Source organism: Arenibacter hampyeongensis (assembly GCF_002909255.1).
GTDB lineage: Bacteria > Bacteroidota > Bacteroidia > Flavobacteriales > Flavobacteriaceae > Arenibacter > Arenibacter hampyeongensis.
In genome coordinates this window covers 1-26,377 of the sequence record NZ_PIOB01000016.1, presented here as the reverse complement: position 1 = coordinate 26,377, position 26,377 = coordinate 1, and the positions used below count along the sequence as shown (strand labels likewise).

17 protein-coding genes are annotated in these 26,377 nt (G+C 40.2%); 4 read left to right on the top strand and 13 right to left on the bottom strand.

The features are described from left to right. Positions 1-38: 38 nt before the first annotated feature. From CWD91_RS21730 to CWD91_RS21700, 7 genes are read right to left on the bottom strand one after another with little or no spacing between them, the layout of a single operon-like run. A complete protein-coding gene (locus tag CWD91_RS21730; protein WP_103443086.1) occupies positions 39-1,097 on the bottom strand; it encodes a cytochrome c oxidase subunit II in 1,059 nt (352 codons plus the stop codon). 34 nt (positions 1,098-1,131) lie between these two features. After that, positions 1,132-2,445, bottom strand: coding sequence for a quinol:cytochrome C oxidoreductase (locus CWD91_RS21725; RefSeq protein WP_103443085.1), 1,314 nt, complete (start codon positions 2,443-2,445; stop codon positions 1,132-1,134). An 18-nt stretch (positions 2,446-2,463) separates the two neighbouring features. Then, positions 2,464-3,024, bottom strand: a complete 561-nt coding sequence (locus CWD91_RS21720) for a c-type cytochrome (RefSeq protein WP_103443084.1) — start codon at positions 3,022-3,024, stop codon at positions 2,464-2,466. 11 nt (positions 3,025-3,035) lie between these two features. Further along, entirely contained in the window at positions 3,036-3,557 is a 522-nt protein-coding gene (locus CWD91_RS21715) for a DUF3341 domain-containing protein (protein ID WP_103443083.1), read from the bottom strand. A gap of 2 nt (positions 3,558-3,559) precedes the next feature. After that, positions 3,560-5,308, bottom strand: coding sequence for an NrfD/PsrC family molybdoenzyme membrane anchor subunit (gene nrfD, locus CWD91_RS21710; protein WP_103443082.1), 1,749 nt, complete (start codon positions 5,306-5,308; stop codon positions 3,560-3,562). 33 nt (positions 5,309-5,341) lie between these two features. Then, positions 5,342-8,461 (bottom strand): TAT-variant-translocated molybdopterin oxidoreductase, encoded by a 3,120-nt coding sequence (locus tag CWD91_RS21705; protein WP_103443081.1) that lies wholly within the window; start codon positions 8,459-8,461, stop codon positions 5,342-5,344. A gap of 35 nt (positions 8,462-8,496) precedes the next feature. Next, a complete protein-coding gene (locus CWD91_RS21700) occupies positions 8,497-9,825 on the bottom strand; it encodes a c-type cytochrome (protein WP_103443080.1) in 1,329 nt (442 codons plus the stop codon). A 229-nt stretch (positions 9,826-10,054) separates the two neighbouring features. Between CWD91_RS21700 and CWD91_RS21695 the strand changes: the two genes are divergently transcribed. Beyond that, complete coding sequence (locus CWD91_RS21695; protein WP_103443079.1) at positions 10,055-10,426, top strand: SPOR domain-containing protein; 372 nt, start codon at positions 10,055-10,057, stop codon at positions 10,424-10,426. Positions 10,427-10,473: 47 nt separating this feature from the next. Here CWD91_RS21695 and infB read toward each other — a convergent pair whose 3' ends face one another. Genes infB through rimP form a run of 3 tightly spaced genes read right to left on the bottom strand, consistent with a single transcriptional unit; the run spans position 10,474 to position 15,071 of the window. Continuing rightward, positions 10,474-13,317, bottom strand: a complete 2,844-nt coding sequence (infB, locus tag CWD91_RS21690) for a translation initiation factor IF-2 (RefSeq protein ID WP_103443078.1) — start codon at positions 13,315-13,317, stop codon at positions 10,474-10,476. Between the two features lie 43 nt (positions 13,318-13,360). Beyond that, positions 13,361-14,593, bottom strand: coding sequence for a transcription termination factor NusA (nusA, locus tag CWD91_RS21685; RefSeq protein ID WP_103443077.1), 1,233 nt, complete (start codon positions 14,591-14,593; stop codon positions 13,361-13,363). 13 nt (positions 14,594-14,606) lie between these two features. Next, on the bottom strand, positions 14,607-15,071 hold the full coding sequence (gene rimP / locus CWD91_RS21680) for a ribosome assembly cofactor RimP (RefSeq protein ID WP_103443076.1): 465 nt from the start codon (positions 15,069-15,071) through the stop codon (positions 14,607-14,609). A 563-nt stretch (positions 15,072-15,634) separates the two neighbouring features. Here rimP and CWD91_RS21675 point away from each other — a divergent pair. Beyond that, positions 15,635-17,992, top strand: coding sequence for an alpha-L-fucosidase (locus tag CWD91_RS21675; RefSeq protein ID WP_103443075.1), 2,358 nt, complete (start codon positions 15,635-15,637; stop codon positions 17,990-17,992). A 117-nt stretch (positions 17,993-18,109) separates the two neighbouring features. Here the strand turns inward: CWD91_RS21675 and CWD91_RS21670 are convergent, their stop codons facing one another. Both CWD91_RS21670 and CWD91_RS21665 read right to left on the bottom strand, forming a co-directional pair. Further along, positions 18,110-19,273, bottom strand: coding sequence for a sialidase family protein (locus tag CWD91_RS21670; RefSeq protein ID WP_205164681.1), 1,164 nt, complete (start codon positions 19,271-19,273; stop codon positions 18,110-18,112). A gap of 13 nt (positions 19,274-19,286) precedes the next feature. Further along, complete coding sequence (locus tag CWD91_RS21665) at positions 19,287-20,546, bottom strand: sialidase family protein (protein WP_157943866.1); 1,260 nt, start codon at positions 20,544-20,546, stop codon at positions 19,287-19,289. A gap of 625 nt (positions 20,547-21,171) precedes the next feature. Here CWD91_RS21665 and CWD91_RS21655 point away from each other — a divergent pair. After that, a complete protein-coding gene (locus CWD91_RS21655) occupies positions 21,172-22,206 on the top strand; it encodes a dihydrodipicolinate synthase family protein (protein ID WP_103443071.1) in 1,035 nt (344 codons plus the stop codon). Between the two features lie 572 nt (positions 22,207-22,778). After that, the gene (locus CWD91_RS21650) at positions 22,779-24,002 is read left to right on the top strand and encodes a site-specific integrase (RefSeq protein ID WP_103443070.1); all 1,224 of its coding nucleotides are present in this window, start codon (positions 22,779-22,781) and stop codon (positions 24,000-24,002) included. Between the two features lie 190 nt (positions 24,003-24,192). Here the strand turns inward: CWD91_RS21650 and CWD91_RS21645 are convergent. After that, positions 24,193-26,377, bottom strand: a 2,185-nt coding sequence (locus CWD91_RS21645; protein ID WP_157943865.1) for a relaxase/mobilization nuclease domain-containing protein, incomplete at its 5' end; no start/stop codon positions are given.

Below are 26,377 nucleotides of genomic sequence, written 5' to 3'. Positions count from 1 at the left end.
ATTTTTAAATATTTTTATAATTAATTTTTAAGACTAAATTATTGTGCAGAAGCCATGGACTTACCAAAAGTCTTCTGACTTGCTATCCAAGCATTATATTCCTCTTCGGTTTCTACAATAATTTTCATTTGCATATTGTAATGGGACTTTCCGCAAATCTTGTTGCACAACAATATATAATCAAATTCCCAAGGGTCGGTATTTTCAATTCCCTGAGCCGCCTTTTTGGCCCTAATGCCGTTAATGCGTTTTACCTTATCCACTACATCCGCATTCTGTCTCATCTCTTCCGTGGTAATTGTTGGAGTGAATGAAAACTGGGTAATCATCCCTGGAACACAATTCATCTGAGCCCTAAAATGAGGCATGTACGCAGAATGAAGCACGTCTTGAGAGCGCATTTTAAAATTAACTTTTCTACCTACTGGCAAATGCAGTTCCTTAACAATAATATCATCGGCTGCATTTGGATCTGCACTGTCCAAACCTAGAATATTGGCCTTATCAATATCGATCATTCTAACATTGGCTTCACCCAAAACATTATCATTACCTGCATATCGTGCTGTCCAGTTAAATTGTTGGGCATAAAGCTCAACAGTTAAAGGATCGTCCTCATCGTTGATATCCATAATATTGGTCCAAGCATATAAACCCCACAATATTAGGCCTGCCAATACGATAACAGGGATAATAGTCCAGATAAACTCCAAACGATCATTATCAGCATAGAACAATGCCTTTTTTCCCCCGTCACCCCTGTATTTAAAAGCAAAATAATGCAATAAAAACTGGGTTAAGGTTTGGACAATAAAAATGATCACAAAAGAAACTACCATTAAATAATCATACTCGCCACCATGCTCGGAAGCTGCTTCCGGCAAAAGTGTTTTAGAGTATTTCCAAAAGCTAAAAATGGTAATTCCATAAATAAAAATCAAGAAAGCGAACATTAAATACCCATTGTACTTATTATCCGTTTCACTTGCTACTTGGGAATTGCTAGCTCTAATTTGTGACAATTCGAATATCTTGGTCATTTGCCAGATGGCAATTGCCACTAATACTAAAACAACTATGGTCAATAATGGAGTCATCGTATGATTTGAAATTATACTTATATACTAAAAACTAATAATGAAAATGCTTACTCTCTTCGATAAACGGATTGCGTTTTGGCTGCAATGGAGCCTTCGTCAAAGCCCTGAAAACAAAAAATATAAAAAACCCGGCAAAGAATAAAATGGATCCAATTTCAGGTATGCCAATATACCATTGATCACCAACAGTTGCAGGCATAATAGCGTTAAAAATATCCATATAATGGCCTGCCAAAATTACAATTCCCGTCATTACAACAAACCAATTAGTCCTCTTAAAGTCACTGTTCATAAGCAATAGCACTGGGAATAAAAAGTTCATGGCCACCATGCCAAAAAACGGCAAATTGAAATCGGCTATCCTAGTAACGAAATAAGTAACCTCTTCCGGAATATTGGAATACCAAATCAACATAAATTGGGAGAACCATAAATAGGTCCAGAAAATACTGATTCCGAACATGAACTTAGCCAAATCATGAATATGGCTATCGTTTACATCTGGCAAATAGCCCCTAGACTTCAGATATATGGTCACCATGGCAATTACCGTTATGCCAGAGACAAACATACTGGCAAAAATATACCATCCAAACAAAGTACTGAACCAGTGTGGATCTACACTCATAATCCAATCCCATGACATCATGGACTCGGATATTAAATAGAACACCAAAAAGCCAGCAGATATCCTAAAATTCAATTTAAAATTGGAATCGTCATTGGATTCATCCTGTGCCAAGGACAATTTACGCGAATACTCCCTATATAAGATCCAACCGCCCAAGAATATAGCAGCCCTGATCAAAAAGAATGTACCATTTAGAAAACCAGCCTTTCCCTGTAATAATTTGTCATGGGCAACCACTTCGGGGTCCATCCACACAAACAAATGATTCATATGGGCAACAGACAAGGCCAATATTACAAATACAACTATACCACCTGGCACCAAATAGGCCGTAATTCCTTCCATTACCCTAAAGAGCAATGGCGACCAACCCGCTTGTGCTGCCCGTTGAATGGCATAAAAAGCCAAAACACCAAGGGCAATCATAAAAAAGAAAAAGGCTGCAACATATAAGGCCGCCCAAGGCTTGTTTTGCAACTGGTGCAACAAATGTTCATCATGCGATGCATCGTGTGCATCCCCATGTTCCATTTCGGCACCATGACCCTCCGCAACTGCATGAGCATCCCCATGTCCATCACCGTGACCGGCAACAATTGCCTTTGCCTCTTCTACAGTACTTGGCGCAGCCATAAAACCGATACCAATTCCCAAAACGCCAACAGCCATTAAAATGAAGGAAGCAATTTTTAATCTATTTGAAAAAGTGTACATATTGCTAAAATCTAGGTCTTATTTTGTTAAATCTTGTTTCAATTTCATAACGTATTCAGAAACCTTCCAACGTTCTTCTGTATCCAATTGCCCTGCATAGGACCCCATAGAATTCAATCCATGGTAAATGGCATGGTATGTAGTTCCAACGGTTACGTTCCTGGCTACATCTGCATAACTAGGCACCCCCAATATTTTTTCCCGTTTAACCAAGTTACCCTGTCCATCTCCCTTATCACCATGACAAATGGCACAATAAATAGTATAGAGCTCCTTGCCTACTGCTAGATTGTCTTCTTGTTTTAAGGAATCCAATGGACTTGGATTTACCCTAGCCAATTCTTTTCCTTCAAGAGTATTGTCAATTCCATAAGGTATCCATCCCCTTGCTACGGTATTTTCCGCTGGAAGACCAGCTTCCATTCCGTCCGGAAGAAAATCTACTTTCTGATAGGTTTCATAACCTACGGACTCGTACATATTGGGCATGTATTGATAGTTTCTGCTATTTGTGTTTGCACAAGAAGCAACTAATAATACCAAACCAAATAAGACTCCTATTTTGCTAAAACTGTTCATAATATTTATGACTACTTTTCTGTAATATTAATTTCGACTGCTCCCGTATCCATCAACAAATCCCTCAATTCCTGTTCGTTATTATGAATTTCAATTTCCATTAGGAAATGATCATCAGTGGTTCTGACATCTGGATTTTCAGCTTCTTTGAAAGGCCACAACCTACTTCTCAAGTAAAAGGTGATTACCATTAAATGCGCCGCAAAAAATACCGTCAGCTCAAACATGATAGGCACAAATGCCGGCATATTCTCCAAATAGCTAAAACTTGGTTTACCACCAATGTCCTGAGGCCAATCCTGAATCATGATATAATTCATCATCACAATTGATACAGCAAGACCAACACAACCATACATAAAGGACGTAATTGCAATCCTAGTGGGTGCAAGCCCCATTGCCTTGTCCAAACCATGTACCGGGAAAGGACAATAAACCTCCTCTATATGATGCTTCGCTGCCTTTACTTTTTTAACAGCATGCATTAGCACATCGTCATCATTATAAAATGCATGTATAACTTTCGACGCCATAATTATTTCTTATTATTTAAAATCTTTGCTTGTCCTGCCCAATCATCTCTTTGTGCCCTGCCTGGGAACGTTTCCGTAATGGAATCCAACAGATCATACTCCTTATTGGTCATACGACCCACCTGTGCGAATGTATATATCCCTATTTGATTCAAGGTAGCCTCCATTTGAGGTCCTATACCCTTAATTTTCTTCAGGTCATCAGCCTTCTGCTTGGTAGGATCAAAAGTTCCTATAGTACCTAAAAGTTCAGAAACACCAATTTTATCACCTTTTGCTGGAACAATTTCTCCCATTAATACGTCATCGGTTATAGGTTCCTTTTCCTTAACAACCGTTTTGCTTTTGGAAATTTCATACAAAGGCTTACCTGCATCCCTTAATTTCTTGTACTTCTCTCCAGAAGATTTTAAAATGGACTTCACTTCTGCCTGGGCAATTACTGGGAAAGTTCTAGCGTATAACAAAAACAACACGAAGAAGAATCCTATGGTCCCGATGAAAATCCCTATATCCACAAATGTTGGAGAGAACATTGTCCATGAAGACGGAAGGTAATCACGGTGCAATGAAGTTACAATAATTACAAACCTTTCAAACCACATTCCGATGTTTACCACGATAGAGATAAAGAAAGAAAACATAATACTGGTCCTCAATTTTTTAAACCACATAAACTGCGGAGAGAATACATTACAAGTCATCATTGCCCAATAAGCCCACCAGTAAGGTCCTGTAGCCCTATTTAAAAAGGCATACTGCTCATATTCAACACCTGAATACCATGCCATGAACAACTCCGTAATATAGGCACAACCTACAATGGAACCGGTCAACATAATAACTATGTTCATCAATTCTATATGTTGTACGGTAATATATGATTCCAAATGACATACCTTCCTCATAATGATCAACAAGGTATTCACCATAGCAAATCCCGAGAAAATAGCCCCAGCAACAAAGTATGGCGGAAATATGGTTGTATGCCATCCCGGTATTACCGATGTAGCAAAGTCAAAGGATACAATGGTGTGTACAGAAAGTACCAATGGGGTAGCCAATCCGGCCAAGACCAAGGAAACTTCTTCAAAACGCTGCCAATCCTTGGCACGCCCAGACCAACCAAAACTTATTAGACTATATATTTTCTTTTGAAAAGGTCTTACTGCCCTATCACGGATCATGGCAAAATCTGGCAACAATCCAGTCCACCAGAAAACAAGTGACACCGAAAGGTAAGTGGATATTGCAAATACATCCCAAAGCAAAGGAGAATTAAAGTTTACCCATAAAGATCCAAACTGGTTTGGAATAGGCAATACCCAGTAAGCCAACCAAGGACGGCCCATGTGAATTATAGGAAATAATCCCGCCTGAATAACCGAGAAAATGGTCATCGCCTCAGCAGAACGGTTAATTGCCATTCTCCATTTCTGTCTGAACAACAATAATACAGCTGAGATCAATGTTCCAGCGTGACCAATACCTACCCACCAAACGAAGTTGGTAATATCCCAGGCCCAGCCCACTGTTTTATTTAATCCCCATGTACCAATACCTGTCGATATCGTGTAAATTATACAGCCAACACCCCAGAGGAATGCCGCTAATGCAATGGAAAATACAATCCACCAATGCTTATTGGCCTTCCCTTCTACCGGAGCAGCAATGTCCACGGTTACATCGTGGTATCCTTTATTTCCGAGTACTAAGGGTTTTCGTATAGGTGCTTCGTAATGCGACGCCATAATTTAATATATAGTTACGTTCCTCTAATTTGATTAAGCTTCGTTCGTATTCCTCACTTTTACGTGATAAAAAACATTTGGTTTGGTTCCCACATGCTCCAACAAGTGATACATACGGTTACTTTCCTTTAATTTCACAATTTCACTCTCAGCGTCATTTACATCCCCAAACTTCATTGCACCATTGCCACATGCAGCGGAACAAGCAGTTTGAAACTCTCCATCATTAACCACACGACCATCCCGTTTGGCATCAAGAATTGTTTTCTGTGTCTTTTGCATACACATAGAACATTTCTCCATAACACCCCTAGACCTAACAGTAACATCTGGGTTGATGACCATTTTCCCTAAGTCGTTATTCATATGGTAATCAAACTCATCATTTTCATTGTAAAGGAACCAGTTAAACCTCCTTACCTTATAAGGACAGTTGTTTGCACAGTACCTTGTACCAACACATCTGTTATAAGCCATATGGTTTTGGCCCTGACGTCCATGTGAAGTTGCAGCCACTGGACAAACAGTCTCACATGGTGCATGATTACAATGCTGACACATTACAGGCTGGAATGCCACTTGGGGATTGGTAGAAGGATCTTCCATTTCACCAAAACCACCCAAGGACCCCTTATCTCCGAACAAGCCTTCGAATTCTTCCTTTTTAGTATCATCTTGCGCAAAAGTCTCTTCCGAGGAGTAATACCTATCTATACGCAACCAGTGCATATCCCTAGATTTTCTAACCTCGGCCTTCCCTACAACCGGTACATTATTTTCCGCATGACATGCAATAACACATGCCCCACATCCTGTACAGGCATTCAAATCTATGGACAAGTTAAAATGATGCCCAATAGAACGGTCAAAACTATCCCACAAATCCACAGAAGTAGCAGGAACTTCTTGATGATCCAAAGATACCACAGGAACAACATTCCACTCCTTGGCATCCTTTGTATTAAATATTTCTAAGGTAGTTTCTTTAATAATATCGCCTCTACCCATCAAAGTCTTGTGCAATTGAACACATGCAAATTCATGCATTCCAGCAGATTTCTCTATAGTCACCGCTTGGGTATTGGAAAAATTACTGTACAGTGCATATGCATTTACACCTGTCTGCATTTCACTCTTCATACCCACTGTTTTACCATACCCAAAGGAAAGTCCCAATGAGCCTGGAGCTTGTCCTGGCTGAACAATAACGGCCACACCATCTAAAGCAACACCGTCTACAGTAAGTTTTACATAGCTACCATTTAAACCCCCATCAGCAACATTTTCATTGACCAAGCCTAATTTCTCGGCATCAGCTTTGGAAACGGTAACATAGTTGTCCCAAGAAACCCTTGTAATTGGATCCGGAAACTCTTGCAACCAAGGATTGCTTGCCTGCTGTCCGTCTCCCATACCAACTTTGGAATACAAGATTAACTCCATACCATCCGCAGTAGCTCCTGACAAACTCCTTATAGCCGAAGCCAAAGGAACCGCAATCGGCGCTTCCTCCTCAACCCCAACAATAGGGACAACAGCCACAACAGCCTCTTCCTCCACCACTGGAACGGCCGCAAAAATACCATCGTGCAATGCCTGATTCCAGTCACTGCCCCCCAATATTCCTACATTCCATGTTTCCTTTATATAATCGTAATACGTTTTACCACTGTCCATCCATTGCAACATGGCGCCCTGGATCTGCCTTGTATCAAACAACTCTTTAATAGTTGGCTGCATTAAGCTATAATGCCCCTTCTTTAATTGCGCATCACCCCAAGATTCCAAATAATGGTTTGAAGCTCCAACATACTGAACCAATTCCGTAGTCTCATTTCTGTTCGTGGAGAATGCCACAGTTAAATCTACATTCTGGATTCCTTCCGCAAAATCAGCAGCATTTGGCAGTGAGTATGCAGGGTTGACACCATCCATCAACAAAGCACCCACCTTACCGGATTTCATGTCGGCCAATAAGGCATTTACTGCTTTAACATTACCCTGTCTCACATATTTGGGAGCAGCGGCATCAAACGCCTTGCTTCCCAACATTTCATTAATGGCCAAAACTACCGCTTGGGCATTGACATCATCTATACCCGTTACAACAACGGCATTTGATTTATTCTTTAGTACCTGACCAGCAACAACATCCAATGCAGCCTTTGCACTTTCCGGCAGATTACCACCACCAGAAGTACCGTTCAGCTTACTATAAAAATAAGCCAAGGCTACCTTTTGCTCAGAAGGTGTCAAAGGCACTCTTTTATCAGCATTAGCTCCAGTCAGGGACATATTGGCCTCAAACTGAACGTGCTTGGACATTTTTCCATTTTTCGGAACCCTGCCCTTGGAATAACCTCCATCATATCCACCACCTTGCCAATCTCCTAAGAAATCCGCGCCAAAAGAAACAATGATATCGGCATTCTCAAAATTATAATCGGCCAAAGCCCTTTCACCGTACTTGGCCTCAAAAGCCGAAAGTGCCGCATCCTCAGAAATGGCATCATAAGTAATGTGATCCACATTTACATAAGCCTCCTTAAATTCAGTTATCAATCTAGAAGTAGAAGGACTTGCGTAGGTCTGCGTTAATATCGCAATCTTTTTGGTAGAATTTTTTAATGACCCTAATTTAGATTTTACCGCGGCATCCAAATCGCTCCAAGCAACAGGCTCGCCATTAAAGGTAGGCCCCTGCAAACGAGTACTGTCATAAAGCGACAAAACCGAAGCCTGTACACGGGCATTGGCATTACCTCCGATTTTTGCATCGGTATTGTTTTCAATCTTAATTGGTCTTCCCTCGCGTGTTCTCACCAAAATACTGGCAAAATCAAAACCATTCGCAATGGTAGTGGCATAAAAGTTGGCCACTCCAGGAATTATATTGTCGGGTTTCACTACATAAGGAATAGACTTGATTACCGGACCCTCACAAGCTGCCAATGAAGCTGCAGCCGTACTAAATCCTACGTACTTAAGAAAATCCCTTCTGTTGGTCGAAGATGCCGCCAATGTTTCTTTATCACCCAAGAAATCATCTACAGGAATCTCTTGAACAAATTCATTTTGTCTTAGCGTCTCAACAATGGAATCGTTGGGGTTTAATTCCGCCTCGCTTTTCCAGTATTTTTTGTTTGATGACATATGATATATCTGAAATTATCTTCTAATTAGTTTGATTAATAGTGACACTTACCACATTCCAGCCCACCCATTTGAGCGGCCGTAAGCTTATCAACCCCGTATTTTTGGGAAAGTTCGGCATGAATCTTTTCATAATAAGCGTTACCCTCTACCTTAACATTGGTCTCGCGGTGACAATTAATACACCACCCCATCGTTAAAGGAGAATATTGATACATAATTTCCATTTCCTCCACAGGACCATGACATGTCTGACACTCAATACCCGCTACAGAAACGTGCTGCGAGTGATTGAAATAAGCGAAGTCGGGAAGATTATGAATCCTTACCCATTCTACCGGCTTGGACTCCCCGGTATATTTCTGATTTTCTTCATCCCAACCTACAGCCTTGTACAATTTTTTAATTTCACCCGTATAGAATTCGTTGGTATACCCATTTGCCAAATCTTCTTGGCTAGGACCCTCTGGATTACCTTTGTATTCATAAATGGATTTATGACAGTTCATACATACATTTAATGACGGTATACCTGATGTCTTGGACACCCTTGCGGATGAATGACAATATTTACATTCTATGGCATTATCACCAGCATGTATTTTATGTGAATAGTGAATAGGTTGAATAGGGGCATAACCCTGATCAATACCAACCTGCATCATCCAACCATAAGCAAAATAAGCACTGCCCAATAAAAGAAAAATGGAAAACACAAGTACCAAAAATTGATTTTGAGCAAAGGCTTTCCAAATTGGAGTCCGTTTTTCGGCCAGCTCTTTTTCCAAATCCACTCCGTTGGCCTCTGCAATGCGCCTCAAGGTTTTGTTCACCAAGACCAACATCATTACCAACAGACCAAAAACCAATGCCAAGGCACCTAAAATTATTTCGTTGGAAATACCTGAGGAACCGCCGCCACCTTGAGCACCTTCATTCGTCGCAATTGCAGTTGTAACCACAACAGGGGGAGTATCCGTGTACGCCAAAATATCATCAATATCCTGATTGGACAAAGTTGGAAATGGCGTCATTGCTGCCTGATTGTACTCATTGTAAATTTTTACGGCTTCGGCATCCCCAGCTTTGATCATTGCGGGACTGTTCTTAATCCACTGATACAACCAGTCCTTTTCACGTTTTTCCGAAACCCCAGCCAGTGCGGGACCGGTCATTTTCTTGTTCAAAGAGTGACAAGCAGCACAATTTTGGTTAAACAGCTGTTTACCCTTAACGGCATCACCTTCACCGGATGAGGCAGCCACAGTTTCTTGAGCAAGAAGGGAATTTGAAAGCAGTAATACTACTACCAGACTGACACCTAAAACTTTAGAAATTAGATTGCGGTATGGAACCTTTTTCATATTAAAAATATTTCTATCGAAAGTTTGGCATGATATTTACTTATTCAATATAATAATTTGACTGACCATGCTCAAATTGATGGCAAAAATACGCATTAGACTTTATTTGGGAAATGTTAAGGTATTGATAATTTATAATTTATACCAATTCTAAATAAAAATAAAATCTTTTGATTGATTCTTAATAATTTACATTTGTATTGTCTAAATTTCATAACATATATACCCTATGAAAACCATTTCTTTTACCCTCATTTTAGCTTGTTCCGCTTTTTATTCAAATGCACAACAAGGCAATATCAACATTCAACAAGATCAAAAAATTACCGACTTACTGGGGATTTATAAATCCGTAAATGAAAGTAGTAGCCACTACAGAATCCAAGTAGGGTTTGGCTCCTTTCAAGAGGCTGAAACCTTAAAGGCAAATGTAGATAAGGATTTTCCCGATTGGCCAACCAAGATCGATTTTGAATCTCCCAGCTACAGAGTAAGGATAGGTAGATTTAAGACCCAGTTCGAAGGGGAACGCAAACTTATAGAGGTAAGGCAAAAGTATCCGAGTGCAATGCTCCTAAAACCAGAAAAAACGACCAATTAGGTCGTTTTTTCTTTTTATGAATTACTTCTTTACTATTATATCCCTGACTATTTCAATTTCTTTTTAACAGCCACTTCCTGGAATGCTTCTATGACATCCAATTCCTGTATGTCATTGTAATTTTTAATTTGCAAACCACAATCATATCCTTTGGCAACTTCTTTAACATCATCCTTAAACCTCTTAAGGGAAGAGAACTCTCCAGTGTAAATAACAACACCATCCCTAATTAATCTAATATTGGAATTTCTAAAGATCTTACCAGTTGTTACCATACAACCTGCAATGGTACCAATTTTGGATATTTTAAACGTTTCACGAATTTCAGCGGTACCTGTAATCTCCTCTTTCATTTCTGGAGACAACATACCTTCCATTGCATCCTTAAGATCGTTGATAGCGTCATAAATAATAGAATACATTCTAATATCTATTTCCTCTTTTTCAGCCACCTGTCTGGCATTGCCCATTGGCCTTACGTTAAACCCTATAATTACCGCATCGGAGGCAGAAGCCAACAACACGTCAGATTCTGTAATTGGTCCTACCGCTTTATGGATAATATTAACCTGAATCTCATCTGTAGACAACTTCTGGAACGAATCCGTCAAAGCCTCCACAGAACCATCCACATCCCCTTTAAGGATAATGTTCAATTCCTTAAAGTCTCCCAGTGCGATACGTCTTCCAATCTCGTCCAAGGTAATATGACGTTGAGTCCTAACCGACTGTTCCCTTAATAATTGGGAACGTTTGGTAGCAATCTGCTTGGCCTCACGTTCATCTTCAAGAACATTAAATTTATCACCCGCTTGTGGAGCACCATCCAAACCTAATATGGATATAGGCCTAGACGGACCTACCTCTTTTATAATATGTCCACGCTCATCCTGCATGGCCTTAACTTTACCACTGCAAGTTCCTGCCAACACATAATCGCCTATTTTCAAAGTACCTGCCTGAACAAGTATAGTTGATACATATCCCCTACCCTTATCCAAAAAGGCCTCCACTACGGTACCTGATGCCAGCTTATTAGGATTGGCCTTCAATTCTAGAAGTTCAGCTTCCAAAAGCACTTTTTCCAACAACTCCTTAACTCCAAGCCCAGTCTTTGCCGAAATATCGTGTGATTGAATTTTTCCTCCCCAATCTTCGACCAATAAGTTCATTTGTGCTAGACCGTCCTTAATTTTCTCCGGATTGGCCGTAGGCTTATCTATTTTGTTGATTGCAAAAATTATTGGAACCCCTGCCGCTTGCGCATGACTAATGGCTTCCTTGGTCTGAGGCATAATATCATCATCTGCCGCTACCACAATAATTGCTATATCCGTTACCTGGGCACCACGGGCACGCATGGCCGTAAAGGCCTCGTGACCTGGCGTATCCAAAAATGAGATCATTTGTCCATTCTCAAGAGTAACCCCATAAGCACCTATATGCTGCGTAATACCTCCACTTTCACCAGCAATAACATTTTCCTTTCTGATATAATCCAATAATGAAGTTTTACCGTGATCCACATGTCCCATAACTGTTACAATAGGAGCTCTTGGTTGCAAATCTTCCGGAGCATCTTCATCCTCCACAATACTTTCCTCCAGGTCCGCAGTTACAAATTCCACTTCATATCCAAATTCATCGGCCACTATGGACAACGTTTCAGCATCCAATCGCTGGTTCATGGTTACCATGATACCCAGTGCCATACATGCCGAAATAATTTTGGTAGTAGGCACATCCATCATTGTTGCCACTTCACTGGCAGTAACAAATTCTGTAACCTTCAATATTTTACTTTCCAGTTCCTGTTGCTCAAGGTCCTTCTCCGTTTGCTGACGGTGTTGATCTCTCTTGTCCCTTCTATACTTGGCGCCTTTTCCTTTTTTGGATTTCCCTTGAAGTTTTTCCAAGGTTTCCCTAACCTGTTTTTGTACGTCTTCCTCGGTAGGCTCCACCTTGGCATTGGACACAAAACGTTGTCCGGGAGCTCTCCTCACCACAGGACCCCTTCCCTTGGCCGCAGGTGGCCTACTGGCAGTGTTATCACCAGGCTTACTAACTATTCTTTTTCTTCTCTTTTTCCTATCGGCAGCATCTCCTGCCTTAGGAGCTTCTTTTTTCTTTTTGGGCTTTTCGAATTTGGTAAGATCAATTTTATCTCCCATAATCTTAGGCCCACTAAGCTTTTGATATTTAGTGGTTAAAACCTCATTCTCTGCTGCAGAATCCTCTGCTTCGGAAGCCTCATCCTTTTTATCCTCCTTAACTTCCTTGACCACCTTAATTTCTTCAGGTTTCTCAACTTCCACCTTTGGAGTGGCTTCTTCCTTAACTTTGGGAACATCCACTTTTTCAGGAACCTCTGCCTTAACCTCTTCCTTGGTTTCCTTGGTTTCTTTGGATTCCTTGGATACGACTTCAGGTATTTTTTCCTCTACTTTTTCCGGAACCTTTACTGGTTCCTTTTCCGGAACAACCACTTCTTTTTTAACTGGTGCAGCGGGAGCGGTTTTCTTACCAGCATCCAAATCTATTTTACCAACAGTCTTTGGTCCTGCAAGTTCTACTCGGCCTTTGATAACATTATCTCTCTCGGCCCTCTTTTCCCTTGCAAGCTTTTTCTCCTCCTGCTCTTGCTCCAATTGTAATCGTATAGCTTCCTTTTCCTTCCTCTTTTCCTCACCCACCTCTTTGGAGGCAACTTTCTTGCTCATGTCCGTCTGGAACTCATCCAATAGAACTTGATATACCTCATTGGATATTTTAGTGGTAGGCCGTGCATCTATATCATGCCCTTTGGACCCGAGATAGTCTACCGCACGGTCCAATGAAATATTAAGTTCTCTTAGGACTTTATTAAGCCTTATCGTTGCATTATCCGCCATAAAAAAAAATTCCTATTCTTGTAATTTACTGCTAATATATAGTTTAATCTTCTAATTCTTCCTTAAGAATTCGCACAACTTCCAAAATTGTTTCCTCTTCCAAATCGGTTCTTTTTACCAAATCTGCCACATCCTGTTCCAAAACACTTCTGGCCGTATCCATACCGATTTTCTTAAATTCTTCAATGATCCAAGCTTCAATTTCATCCGAGAATTCTGTTAACTCTACATCTTCCTCAACACCTTCACGGAAAACATCGATCTCATAACCGGTTAATTGTCCTGCCAATCTAATATTATGACCTCCCCTACCTATTGCCTTGGAAACCTCCTCTGGCCTTAGATAAACCTGAGCAGTCATTTTCTCATCGTTCAATTTCACCGAAGAAACCCTTGCTGGGCTCAACGCCCTTGTAACCAACAACTGTGGATTACTGGTCCAGTTTATAACATCGATATTCTCATTGCCCAATTCACGAACAATTCCATGGATTCTAGACCCTTTCATACCTACACATGCACCTACCGGATCAATACGATCATCATAGGAATCTACCGCCACCTTGGCTTTTTCTCCTGGAATCCTAACAGCCTTTTTTATGGTAATCAAACCATCAAAAACCTCAGGAATTTCCTGAAAGAAAAGTTGCTCCAAAAACAAAGGAGAACTTCTGGACATGATTATGGTAGGCTTGTTGCCCTTGAGCTCAACACTTTCTATAATTCCGCGAACGTTATCTCCCTTTCTAAAGAAATCGGACGGAATCTGCTTGTCTTTTGGCAAAATAATCTCATTTCCTTCGTCATCCAAAAGAATAATGGCCTTGTGCCTAATATGATGAACCTCTGCAGTATAAATCTCACCTTCAAGATCCTTAAACTGCTTATAAATTGTAGTATTATCGTGCTCGTGAATCTTGGAGATAAGATTTTGCCTTAAGGCCAAAATTGCCCTTCTTCCAAGATCGATCAATTTTACTTCCTCGGATACATCTTCCCCAACTTCAAAATCGGGTTCTATTTTTCTAGCTGCCGAAAGCGATATCTCTTCGTTCGGATCTTCCACTTCCCCATCTTCCACTACGACCCTATTTCTCCAAATCTCCAAATCCCCTTTGTCAGGGTTTATAATGATATCGAAATTGTCATCGGAACCAAACTTCTTCTTTAACGCATTCCTAAAAACATCCTCCAAAATCGCCATTAGCGTTACCCTATCTATGAATTTATCATCTTTAAATTCTGAGAAAGATTCGATTAGCGCAATATTTTCCATTTTTGAACTACAATTAAAATTTTAATACAACTTTAGCTTCTTTAATATCAGAAAGAGCGATTTTCTGCTTTTTCTGAACTGTAATTTTCCCTTTTCCTATGGGTTTGGGTTCCCTATCTTTCCATTCCAAGGTTATACTATCCTCTGATGCCTCTGTTAACTTGCCCTCGAATTCCATATCCTGCTGGGTTTTAACTTCAAGCTTTCTTCCTATATTCTTTGCGTACTGCCTAGGTAATTTAATTGGCGAGGCCGCTCCGGCAGAAGCCACTTCCAAAGAAAAATCTTCTTCTTCCCTGTCCAAATTGTGCTCTATGGCACGACTTACGTTCATACAGTCCTGCAAAGTAACACCATGATCACCATCTAGGGTTATCCTTATCTTATTATCCGCGGTAATGGAATAATCCAATAAAAAAAGTGATTGATCCTCTTTTAACGCTTCTTCTAAAAGTGCAGTAACTTTTTCCTTCAACATATACTTCGGTTTTATTAAACACCTGCTTTAAATCTGAAATCTAAATGCTTCAGAATATAACTTAAAGCTGTTCTTTTACCGTACCATTTAAATGAAAGTATAGTAATAAAAGAGGGGACAAATTGTCCCCTCATGAATACCTTATATTCTTTCAGCACCGCAAATATACATAATTTTTAGATTCTACAATAATCTTAGTTATTTATTCTAAAAAAGACATCTAAATCTACCACATTAAATATTCCATAAATCCTTCAAAAATCATAAACGCTAAAAACCATTCCATTGCATTTCAATTTGAAAACTTACCGTGGAACATACCCTTTTCAATAAAAAAAAACATTCCTAAATACTTAATTGCAAACTGAGCTATATTGCTAAGATAAAATCAATCCCAATTTGCAGGTCCAATCAAATCCAATCGAGCCAACTTGACTGACAACCCCCTATTTCGACCTAATTATTGATAATTTGCTAAATTACCATCATACATTGAGTAAAATCAAGTGGTTATTCATAAAGATTCACAATATTTTTAGACTTACATACAAGATAAGTGTCACATGATAAATTTCACAAAACTATCCAACATTTTAATAGCCTGTTTAATAGGTTGTAACCTTCTTGCACAAACACCTTTTGAGAATCCAATAAAAAAACAGGGGCGGTTGGGGTCACCATTGGTTGAGACCTCTCCCTTTGTTTTCAACGATAAATTATACCTTCTGGAGAACAACCAACAATTTTGGGATGTTCCTGGAGCCAAGCCAGGTGATTACTTTCAGAAGGATGAAATTCGAATAAGGGACCTCGAATCGGGTAAACTAATTTCTGTTCCCTTAAAAAATCATGGTTTTGGAACAGTATTGACATGGAAGGGCACCGTTTATGTTTTTGCCGGGAATTACGGTACTGAAAAACCTTGGCGCCAGATGACAGAGATAACCATGACCAGTTCAAAAGATTTGAAAAATTGGTCAAATCCCCGAATTGTATTAAGGGCTTCAGGGCAAGAATTCTTTTTCAACACCGCGGTCTGCAGGGGAAAGGATAAGTTTATTTTACTTTACGAGACCAATGACCCAAAGTGGAAACCATTTACATTCCGATATTTGGAATCAACAGACCTTATCAACTGGAAAGAAATTCCCAATGCGGTTTATGGAAGCGAAAAGTACGTAGGTGGCCCTGCCCTATATTATGAAGGCGATTGGTACTATACGCTATATTTAGAATCAATCAAAGGTGGTTACGAAACCAGAATTACACGCTCAAAGGATTTGGTTAGCTGGGAAGATGTCAAAGAAAATAGACCTTTTATTACTTTTGACCCAACCCATAAAAATATTCCGTTAATTAAACCCACGGTTAGTGAAAGTAACGCCTCCGACGTTGAACTCTGTTATTTTAATGGAAAGACCATTCTTTATTTTACCGGGAGTGACCAGACCACTGCGGGAGACCTGCAATGGGCTACTTATGAAGGAACCCCTAAGCAACTGTTCGAACATTTTTTCGAGGATAATGAAAGGAACTTAGTGGCACCACCAGAGCACAAAGGCAATTGGACACCTGTACTTACCGCTCCTCAGGAACTAACTACTATGGGAACCACCCACGAATTGAAGGGCAGCAAAAAACCTTCGCCCCAACAACTTGCCTTTCAGGAAAGACAATTAGGGGCATTTATCCACTATGGCCCAGCGGCCTATATTGCTTCCGATTTTATGTCCGTTCCAGCTGCCAATGTTTTCAATCCTACCCAATTGGATGCAGAGCAATGGGTGAAAACTGCCAAATCCTTTGGCGCCAAGCATATAGTTTTAACAGCAAAACATCACAATGGCTATTGCCTTTGGCCAACCGAAACTACGGATTACTCCATAAAAGGGTCACCTTGGAAAAATGGCAAAGGGGATGTGGTAGGCGAATTTGTGAAGGCTTGCCGCAAATATAATATTGAAATTGGACTGTATGTCTCCGGGGGTGATAAGCATTTTGGATGCAGCAGCACACCAGATCCACAGGGCGAAAGAAAGATGGTTGGGGATATCCATAAATACTTCCCAGTTTTTATGGAACAACTAAGGGAACTACTGACCAACTATGGCGAGATATCATATCTTTGGTTCGATGGAGCCTACGACCCCTTTGGATGGGATGTAATGGACCCTAAGACCATGCAACCACTTGGAACTGCCTATGGAGATGCCATCCACTCCATGGTAAGGCATTTACAACCTGATGCAGTAATTATGGGAGGCACAAAACCGGACGTAAGATGGTCTGGGAGTGAACAAGGATGGGCAGCATATCCCTTAGAAAATATTGTAAGACCAGGAGAAGGCCTCGAAATGTGGGTAGGCCCACAAAATGCAGGCTGGATTCCCGCTGAGGCCAACCTTCACACCAGAAGTACCTGGTTTTGGACGCCGGATTCGGACAAAACACTGAGGGATATTCCTTTCCTAAAGAATGTGTATTTTGAAACCATTGGTCGTGGCGCCAATCTGCTCGTCAACATGACACCGGACACTACAGGCCTTATTCCTGAAGCGGAAGTAGAACGGTTAAACGAATTTGGCAAATCTTTAGAAAACACTTTTGCCAAACCCTTGGGCAGTACATCCTCAAAAGTTGACCGACCCAATAACCAACTTGTCATTGATTTCCCCAAAAAACTGAAAATGAACCTACTGGTCCTGGAGGAAGACATTCAGCATGGCCAACATATCGACACCTATAAGGTTGAAGCGTACGTTGACAGGCAATGGAAAACTATTGCCGAAGGCCAAAGTATAGGTAGGAAGCGCATTCAAACTTTCCCTGTCACCAAGACCTCCAAACTTCGACTTACTTTGGAAGGTGAAGACAACAGGATGTTTATTAATAATTTTACAGTTTATTTCTCGGAAAAATAAACTGTAAAATTAGAATTGATTCCAAAAATCATTGAAAATCAGATGGTAAAGTGGGACATAGGTCGCAGCAATCCATTTTATGGCTAAACATGAACCTTTATAGCCCGAATCATTGAATTATTGTGCGCCACCCTTGCTAACAAGCATCCTTCGATTGTACACTGCCAATATTGTTTTACTTGAACCCAACACTACATCTTCCTCAGAAAAACTTGTAATAAAGATTTCTTGATCACTTCTGCGGTTATAATCATAAGTAATATAAATAGTTCCATCATTTGATTGCTGACCATCGGGATAGGACACATCTTTTCTTTCGTCCAGCAACAAGCCATCCGACCATGAAAATCCATCATCTTTAGATATAAAAGCCATTAGATGGGATCGTCCAATTTTCATATCTATTGGCCCATGTTTTACTAGTAAAAGATTTCCAGAATTAAGTCTATAAATGAAAAATCTAGCCGTTGGATGTTGAATTTTAGAAGGTATTAACGGGGTCCAAGAATACCCCTTGTCCTTTGAAATACTTTCCCCTATCCCATATTTAGTTCGAACAAGCATCCATAATGTCCCATTCTTTCTCTCTACAATCATGTGTTCATCAGCATTACGTGCCAATTCTGGAACGTTAACGGCACCCCGTATTTGCCAGCTTTTACCTGAATCCATGGACATAACTGCTTTTGCCCCATCGTTTATTTGCCATGTTGAAACTGGCAAAACCCATTCCCCTGTAGATAATACGATTGGCTTACACATCATTATACCATCAATAATCCGTTTTGGTGTAGGCCATGAAGGGTTACCATCTTCAGCATCATCCACAGTCAAAACCCACACACCTGTGTTAATGCCATCGTAATGCTTATCCATCTCCTTATGAATTGATTGTGACCAAAAAATCCAGAGTTTACCTGCAGGATCGATCCATACTTCTGGATCAAAAGCCCTAACAGGACCCTGTTTGTCAGAATCAATCACAAAGACTTCTTCCCAAGTTTGCCCATTATCTGCACTAGTGGAAACAACCACATAATTATTAGCATCTTCCCCTGGTGTTATTCCGGAATACCATGTAGCCCACAGTCGTCCATTTGGGCTAACAGCGAGACTAGAAATTCCGGTGAATTTTCTACTCTCGGGAGTATAATACTCTACTGATGATGGATTTTTTATTAATTTGGGCGGGTCAAGGAAGGATTTATCCAATTGACCAAAACACAAATTATGTAACATTGTGAGTATAAGAAATACGTAGCAAACTTTTATATTCATCATAACTTAATTTTTTTTACTCCTTCATGGCCTTAACATTAAAATACGTGCCCACTAGCTCACTTTTCCAATGATCGTTTGGGTTGGTTCGGGAATACACTACCAGCAAAATGTCAGGGGCCACTTCGGCAACTGATACATAATTTCCACAATCCGGGGGATAAAGGTCATTATAAAATGGAATAATGGGACCCCAGTTATCGCTCTCTCCTTCATTAAACATTATCCAGTTGCCAGGTCGTCCGTAGGTCAAGGCAGTAATCCCATTTTTCATCAGAGCAGTATCCGGCCAAACACCATGGGAAGTTATGGGGTCCGGAATACTCCAGCTCTTACCACCATCAACGGAAACAGACTTATAAATTGGAGTCTGTTGCCCAAAACTGAAAGGCATTTTATTATCCCAATCGTTGTTATTAGAACTTCCTAAGGAAGCTTGGTAACTTGCACCCGACCTCATGTAGCAATTAATTTTACCATCGGGACGCACCAGCAGTGAAGCTTCATTAAAACCTTCCCCCCTGTTATCTTCTGACATATCAAAGGCTACAGTTGATAGGTAATGCCAAGTCTTACCTCTATCAGTGGATTTTAAAACAATGTCTCGAAATTTATTCTCAACGGACTTCTTGTCCCCACTTCTTAGGTACATACTCATAAGAAGGCTCCCGTCATTCAGTCCAACAATATTACGGCACAAAACGCCCGACCAATCCCTAAAAATTTCAGGCAAATAAATTCTAGCAGGATCACTTTTTCTACTTAGTCCATTATCATTGGAACGAAAAAAATTGGCCACTAAAACACCTACCTCATCAGACTTTTGTAAAGAAATTTCCGGTCTTCCTGCACTGGTTGAACCTCCCGCTGCATTATCCGATTGAAACATAACTACCTCCCCATCCGGTGCCGGGAATTGGTAGGTAGAATTTTCCAGAATATGGGCTACCTGACGCCAGGTCTTTCCGCCGTTATTTGAACGTCTGTCAAAAACCTGAATATCCCCATTGTTGTATTTGAAAACACTACCGGCAGGGCAGAAAAATTCCTGCTCTGGAACAATCACATGGGTTTCCCCTCTGATTACCTTAATCCCTGGCACATAGCTTACCCTAGATTTGACCTTCTCAAATTCAGGATTAAAACCATAAACCGATTTACCTGCACTGCTCGGCAGTTCTTTGTGGTGTTTCTGAGCTGTTGCACTTGGAGAGGAAAAACAAAATATAAGGAGGCATAGAAAAAAGTTAAAGCTTGATACATTGTGTAAATTCATAATAGTACTCTCTTTATTAATTTGGTCTCTTTTGCACATAACAACTTGTTGATACCCAAAGTAAATTAATCTTTTCGATTTAAACGATTAAGCAAATTTCATAAAAGCATCTCTTTTTTTACCTTTGAATAAAAGTGGAAATATAATATGAAACACCGCATATTCCAACTTTCATAGATTTTTATACCATCAGAGAAGGTGTATTTGATTAAGAAATCCTCATCCGGGACCATTTATGGCAGACCTTCCAAGGAAAAATTATTTTTTAAAATTAATTAAACAAAATCACTTCTTGACCTACAGTTTTTTAGGAGTAAGTTGTTGGAGGATAAATAATATTGAAAAAAACATCAAGGTATTAAATATAAAAAATGCCTCTTCCCTTAGTAGGGAATTGCACAACCTCATTTTAGAAGATTAACAAGGAATCACAACCTTTCAACGCCTTAATTCTAGCGTACTTAAATCCCATTAAAGAATCCCTTTTTTAAAGTCCCAATTACAACAACACCAAAAAATGAAGCTTTAAATCTATGACAGATTTAAATTGATACCCAAAATTTAGTATTTTAACCCTCAGGATTTTGGTTTAAATAAGCCATGTGTAAAATAAATTTAATATAGAATGAATTGGACCCGTAGAAAATTTGTGAGTACTGCATTTATGACAACTTTAGGCGGTATATGGTTAAGTAGGGGGCTCGAAAATTTGCCTTTTAATTCCGTAGGAAACAAACTGCCCGGTGGCTTTTGGCCAGTAATGATGACACCCTTTAACGTGGATCTATCTATCGATTACCAAGGGTTAAAAAGATTAATTCGGTGGTACGAGGATTCTGGATCCACGGGCTTATTTGCAAATTGTGGTTCAAGCGAAATGTACAATCTCAGTGATCAAGAACGCATAGACCTTACGAAGTTCGTTGTCGAAAATACCGAACTACCCGTAGTATCCACTGGAACCTTTTACGGCGAAGTAACGAAAAATGCAGATTTTATTAAGAAAATCTATGATACAGGAGTTGAGGCTGTCGTTTTAATACCAGCCGTAATGGTTGAAAAAGGGGCCAATGATGCTGCGCTATTGAATTCTTTTGAAGGCATCATGAATCAGACCGGGAATATCCCCTTGGGTATTTACGAATGCCCAAGTCCTTACAAACGACAAATTAGTCCAGAGATGTTAGCTCAGCTTCAAAAAACGGGAAGATATCTATACTTTAAAGATACCACATGCGATGCCGATTTGGTGGACAAGAAGATAGATATTGCTTCCAATTCCGATTTAGGCATCTACAATGCACATTCACCAGATGTATTACAGTCTATTCGTCATGGAGGCGCAGGCATATCCTGTATTGCCGGCAACTATTATCCAGAATTATTCTCTTACCTGTGGCAAAACGGGCGGACTGAAGAGGTGTCGGAATCTGTAAAAAAAGTAAATGATTTCGTCCTAGCCAACAAATCAGTTATCGGTAAAAAGTATTCAATCGGAGCCAAATATTTTATGAACTTGCGAGGCCTTGATTTGACCATAAACAGTAGGAAGAATACTTTGCCCTTGGATAAGTCGGATAAAGTCCGTTTGGAATTGCTATGGACAGAGCTTACTGCTTTATGTGAAGAACTACAGATTCATCTTGCGACCTACGGCTGAAACCATTGGACGGAAAATTCGTTTGAAGAGCTTGCCAAGGTATTCGGTTTTAAATAGCGTCTATCCCATTTCCTTTATCACAAGGCAAAAAACGTTGCACTGTTGGGAAATTGTATTCAATGGCCAAAAGTCGATAAATAGCCCTCCCCATAACTACCAAGGGATGTTTTGCTAGATATATGTCGTAAATAGTCAGTTTAGATGAACAATCCTGTCAATTTTAATTGGGAAGAAAATAGCAGTGGTGTGTCTTAAAGCCATGTTATAAAGTGATACTATTGGGCCTCCCTTATTTTGGATATGATCACAGTTGAATTTAATAAAAATCAATTATGTTGTACCCAAGAAATAAAAAATCCCCCAATCTCAATGAAATCAGGGGATTTAAACGTTGGCCTACTAGGACTCGAACTTATATGCTTTTAAATCAATATGTTTCTATTTAACTGAAAATGTGCACTTTAACCAATATCAAAAACCATATAAGACCTTAATAAACCAAGAAAAACCATCATTTGTTGTACCTATGTTGTACCTGGATTTTGTATCTTTACTACATATGTTCGAAAAAAATGGCAACAATCAACACTATATTAAGAAAAAAAAGTAACAAACAAGGACTTTTTCCAATTGCAGTTCGAGTCACTAAAGATAGAAAATCAACTTTTCTATACACAGGTCAATATCTTGACCCCAAATTTTGGGATGGGACAAAACAAAAAGTCAAAAAATCACACCCTAATTCTGCACGTTTAAATAATCTAATTGCAATTAAGCAGTCGGAAGCGAATTCCATTTTATTGGATACGGCTGCAAAAGATGGCGACCATTTTTCTGTTCAAGAATTGAAATCACAATTGACTACCACTTTATCCGGACACTCCTTTTTTGAGTACGCTGAAAAGCACTTTAAGCAATTGAAGGAAAGCAAAAAATTATCCCGTATAGATAGTGAACGCCCCTTACTCAATCGCATCAAAGATTATATGGGAGGTAAATCATTAAGTTTTGACCAGATAACTGTTCCCTTTCTGCGAGGTCTACAGAGTTATTTGAGATCCGTGGGCACACTTGGTGATCGAAGTATTGCCAATGTTCTAATGTTTATCCGCACGTTATACAATAGAGCTATACAGGAAAAACTGGTGAAACCTGAATTTTATCCTTTTGGCTCTGAAAAGGGCAAGATTAAAATTAAAATACCACAATCTGTCAAAATAGGTCTGACAAGTGAAGAAATTTCCCGTATCGAAAATCTAGACCTTTCAGTTCATGCCCCGCAAAATCATGCACGGAATGTCTGGTTATTCAGCTTTTATTTGGCAGGAATGCGTATCGCTGATGTTTTAAAAATAAAATGGGCCGATATTCATGAGGGTCGTCTCTTTTATCAGATGAGCAAAAACAGTAAAGTAATCTCCTTAAAAATATCAGACAAGCTCCAAAATATTATCGATCAATATGCTGACCTTGATCCTGGAACGAATGAGTATATCTTTCCCGAATTAAGAGGTATTGACCATAACAATGCGGACCGTATGTTGCGTAGCACAAAAAATGCCACCTTAAAATTCAATAAACATTTAAAGAAAATAACTGTAAAGGCCGGAATCAGCAAAAAAATAACCATGCACATTGCCCGTCATTCCTTTGGGAATATTGCTGGCGATAAGATTCATCCATTGATGTTACAAAAGCTATATCGGCACAGTGATTTAAAAACAACCATAAACTATCAAGCTAATTTTATTCATAAGGAAGCTGACGAGGCTTTAGATGCGGTAATCAATTTTTGATTATATACTTATCTATCCTAACTTTTTTTGGCTTTAAAGAACCAAAGTAATCGCAAGTTGTTTCAAATCAACATTATGCTGTCGTATTGGTAATATTGAATTATAGAAACCAAAAATATATTTCTTCCCCTATCCACTAAAAAGCACTCATAGAATGCCAGATAATATAACCGAACACTTTTTCAAAACACTAAATCGAAAGCCCCTTACCCTTGTACTTCGACCAATCAGTGAGTTCATCCTTGAACCCGTTGTAAACCTCCGCTTGCCCTTTGCCCCGATTGCCCAATAACGAACTGATGGCATAAACGCCATTCCTCAATAGGCGGTTCTGTTGAATGCTGGACTGCCTTTTGATCGCTTCTTCCACTGTTGTTCGAAGCCCGTCGTCCATATGATGTTGCACAATTTCCCGATGTAAGTTTGGGTAAACTTTTTCAGCTGTCAGCATAAAGGCGACCCTATCGTACATTCCCCTTTCCATTAGATGGCCCGCCCAAAGGTTCTTGAGATCGTTCCTGCCATCTTTGATCAGGCCGTTGATAACGGTCTGCTGTTCCAATAATGTTGCGGTGACATCGGGAATGGAATTCAAATAAAGGCCTGTTCTTTTGGGCAAGGTACAACTTGTCCTATGGTCAGTATAAATCGATCGGACCTCGAATCCGTCCTTCCCTTTTACAAAATAGAATCCCTTGGCGTTGAAAAGGGCCATATAGTCCTTCGGAGATTTTTCATATTGGGCGTGCATCCGCTCGGCATGTTTGAGATATGATCCCAATGCGGCCTTCTCGAATTGTTGCCTATAACCGATTGCCATAGCTTCGTACAGTTTCGGAAAGACCATTGGCAAAAAAATGGCCGTTGCTGTCAACCTAGGGCCAGTATCGGAATTCTGTGCCGTCATCATTTCCAGCACCGAATGGTTTTGACGGACGAAACCAGTGGATACATTTGTGTCCATGTCCTTGGGGTAGGGAAGCTCGACCAAACGAACGGGGACCGTATGTTTGTTGGAACCGGAAAAGGATAATCGGTTATCCTGGTACTTTACTCCCAAGGACCGGAACAGACGATGGACAATCCCTTTTTCCGTCCCGACATCGAAAATGCCGTTTTCCAATATCCTGCCGATAAGCCGGAACTTGCTTTCCAAGGTTTCTTTTTCCTTTTTTTCCTCCAATTGGTATAGCCTGTCCCTCACCGTCGGGAACTCTCTTTTAAGTGCTTCCATCAACAAATTTTTTGGATTTCTTGGAAGATAGCGTTCAAGATAAATGTAATCTTTGGATGTTTTTACATACGGAAGGATATCCATTAGGCTTTTGGCCGTTATGTTCTCCGAGAGCAGTCCGTTCCGTTTCGGGGATTTGAGATAGGATGAATAAAATGCTTCCCTTATCAGTTTTTGGATTTCCAATGTAAACTGTTTGCTGTCGGTATCGATCTCTGTGGGCCGGTCACCGTTCACGAAAATTTCCGATCGTTTCACCATTCGGATATTTTGGCCCAGCTCCCTATCATTGAACACATAGCCCGATCTGTCATAGATGGTATATCCCTTGATGATATCCCCTTTTCTGTCCAGTTTTATATCGATGTCCTGATATTCCTTAAGTACTTCTGTCAGTTCCTTAGGCCGAATTGTTTTGAAAAGTCCATAGGTAGTTTCTATTTGTTTTAGCAAACGCTTGCGGTGCATCGGAAGTAGCTTCGATCTGGAATTGGCCTCGAAAACTTTTTCCAGTTTCGGGCCGCTCAAGCTTCGGTGCACGGTGGAGCCGTTGATGAACCGGGTCCTGTAGCCTTTTTGATTGTCCAGGCCATAGGCCACACCTATCCTTCCCGATATGTTTTTTGTTTGCCTTACCTGTATGTGATAGGGCTTTACAAGTTTTGCCAGCTCCCCGAAACTGCGCACTTTGTATTTTTGGAGGATGCCGTTGAGCACATCCTGCAAATAGAACTTCGTACCCTGGGCAGGATCCATGCCGAACTGGAGTTCTGGCGACCTGTATATTGGGAGCTCCCTCTGCTGTGTGGTACGTGGCGAGGGCGATAGTCTAAACTTTTTTTCGAGGTATCGTTGGGTCGCCACATTCCTTCTATAGCTGTTGAAAATTCCGAGGACCTTTCCATCATCGTCCACATTGGTCGTTATGATATGGACATGCTCATGGCCGGTATCAGTGTGCCTTACCATTACAAAGGGCTGTCCACCATAGCCCATTTGCTCCATGTATTCCCTTGATACTGCTTGGAAGGTATTGTCATCCAAGTGTTCCCCTAGGGGAAGGTTTAGGGTAATATGGGCATAACGGTTCTTGGTGGCATTGCGCTGTCCCTGAAAGTGGAGTACCTTCCAGAAGAATTTT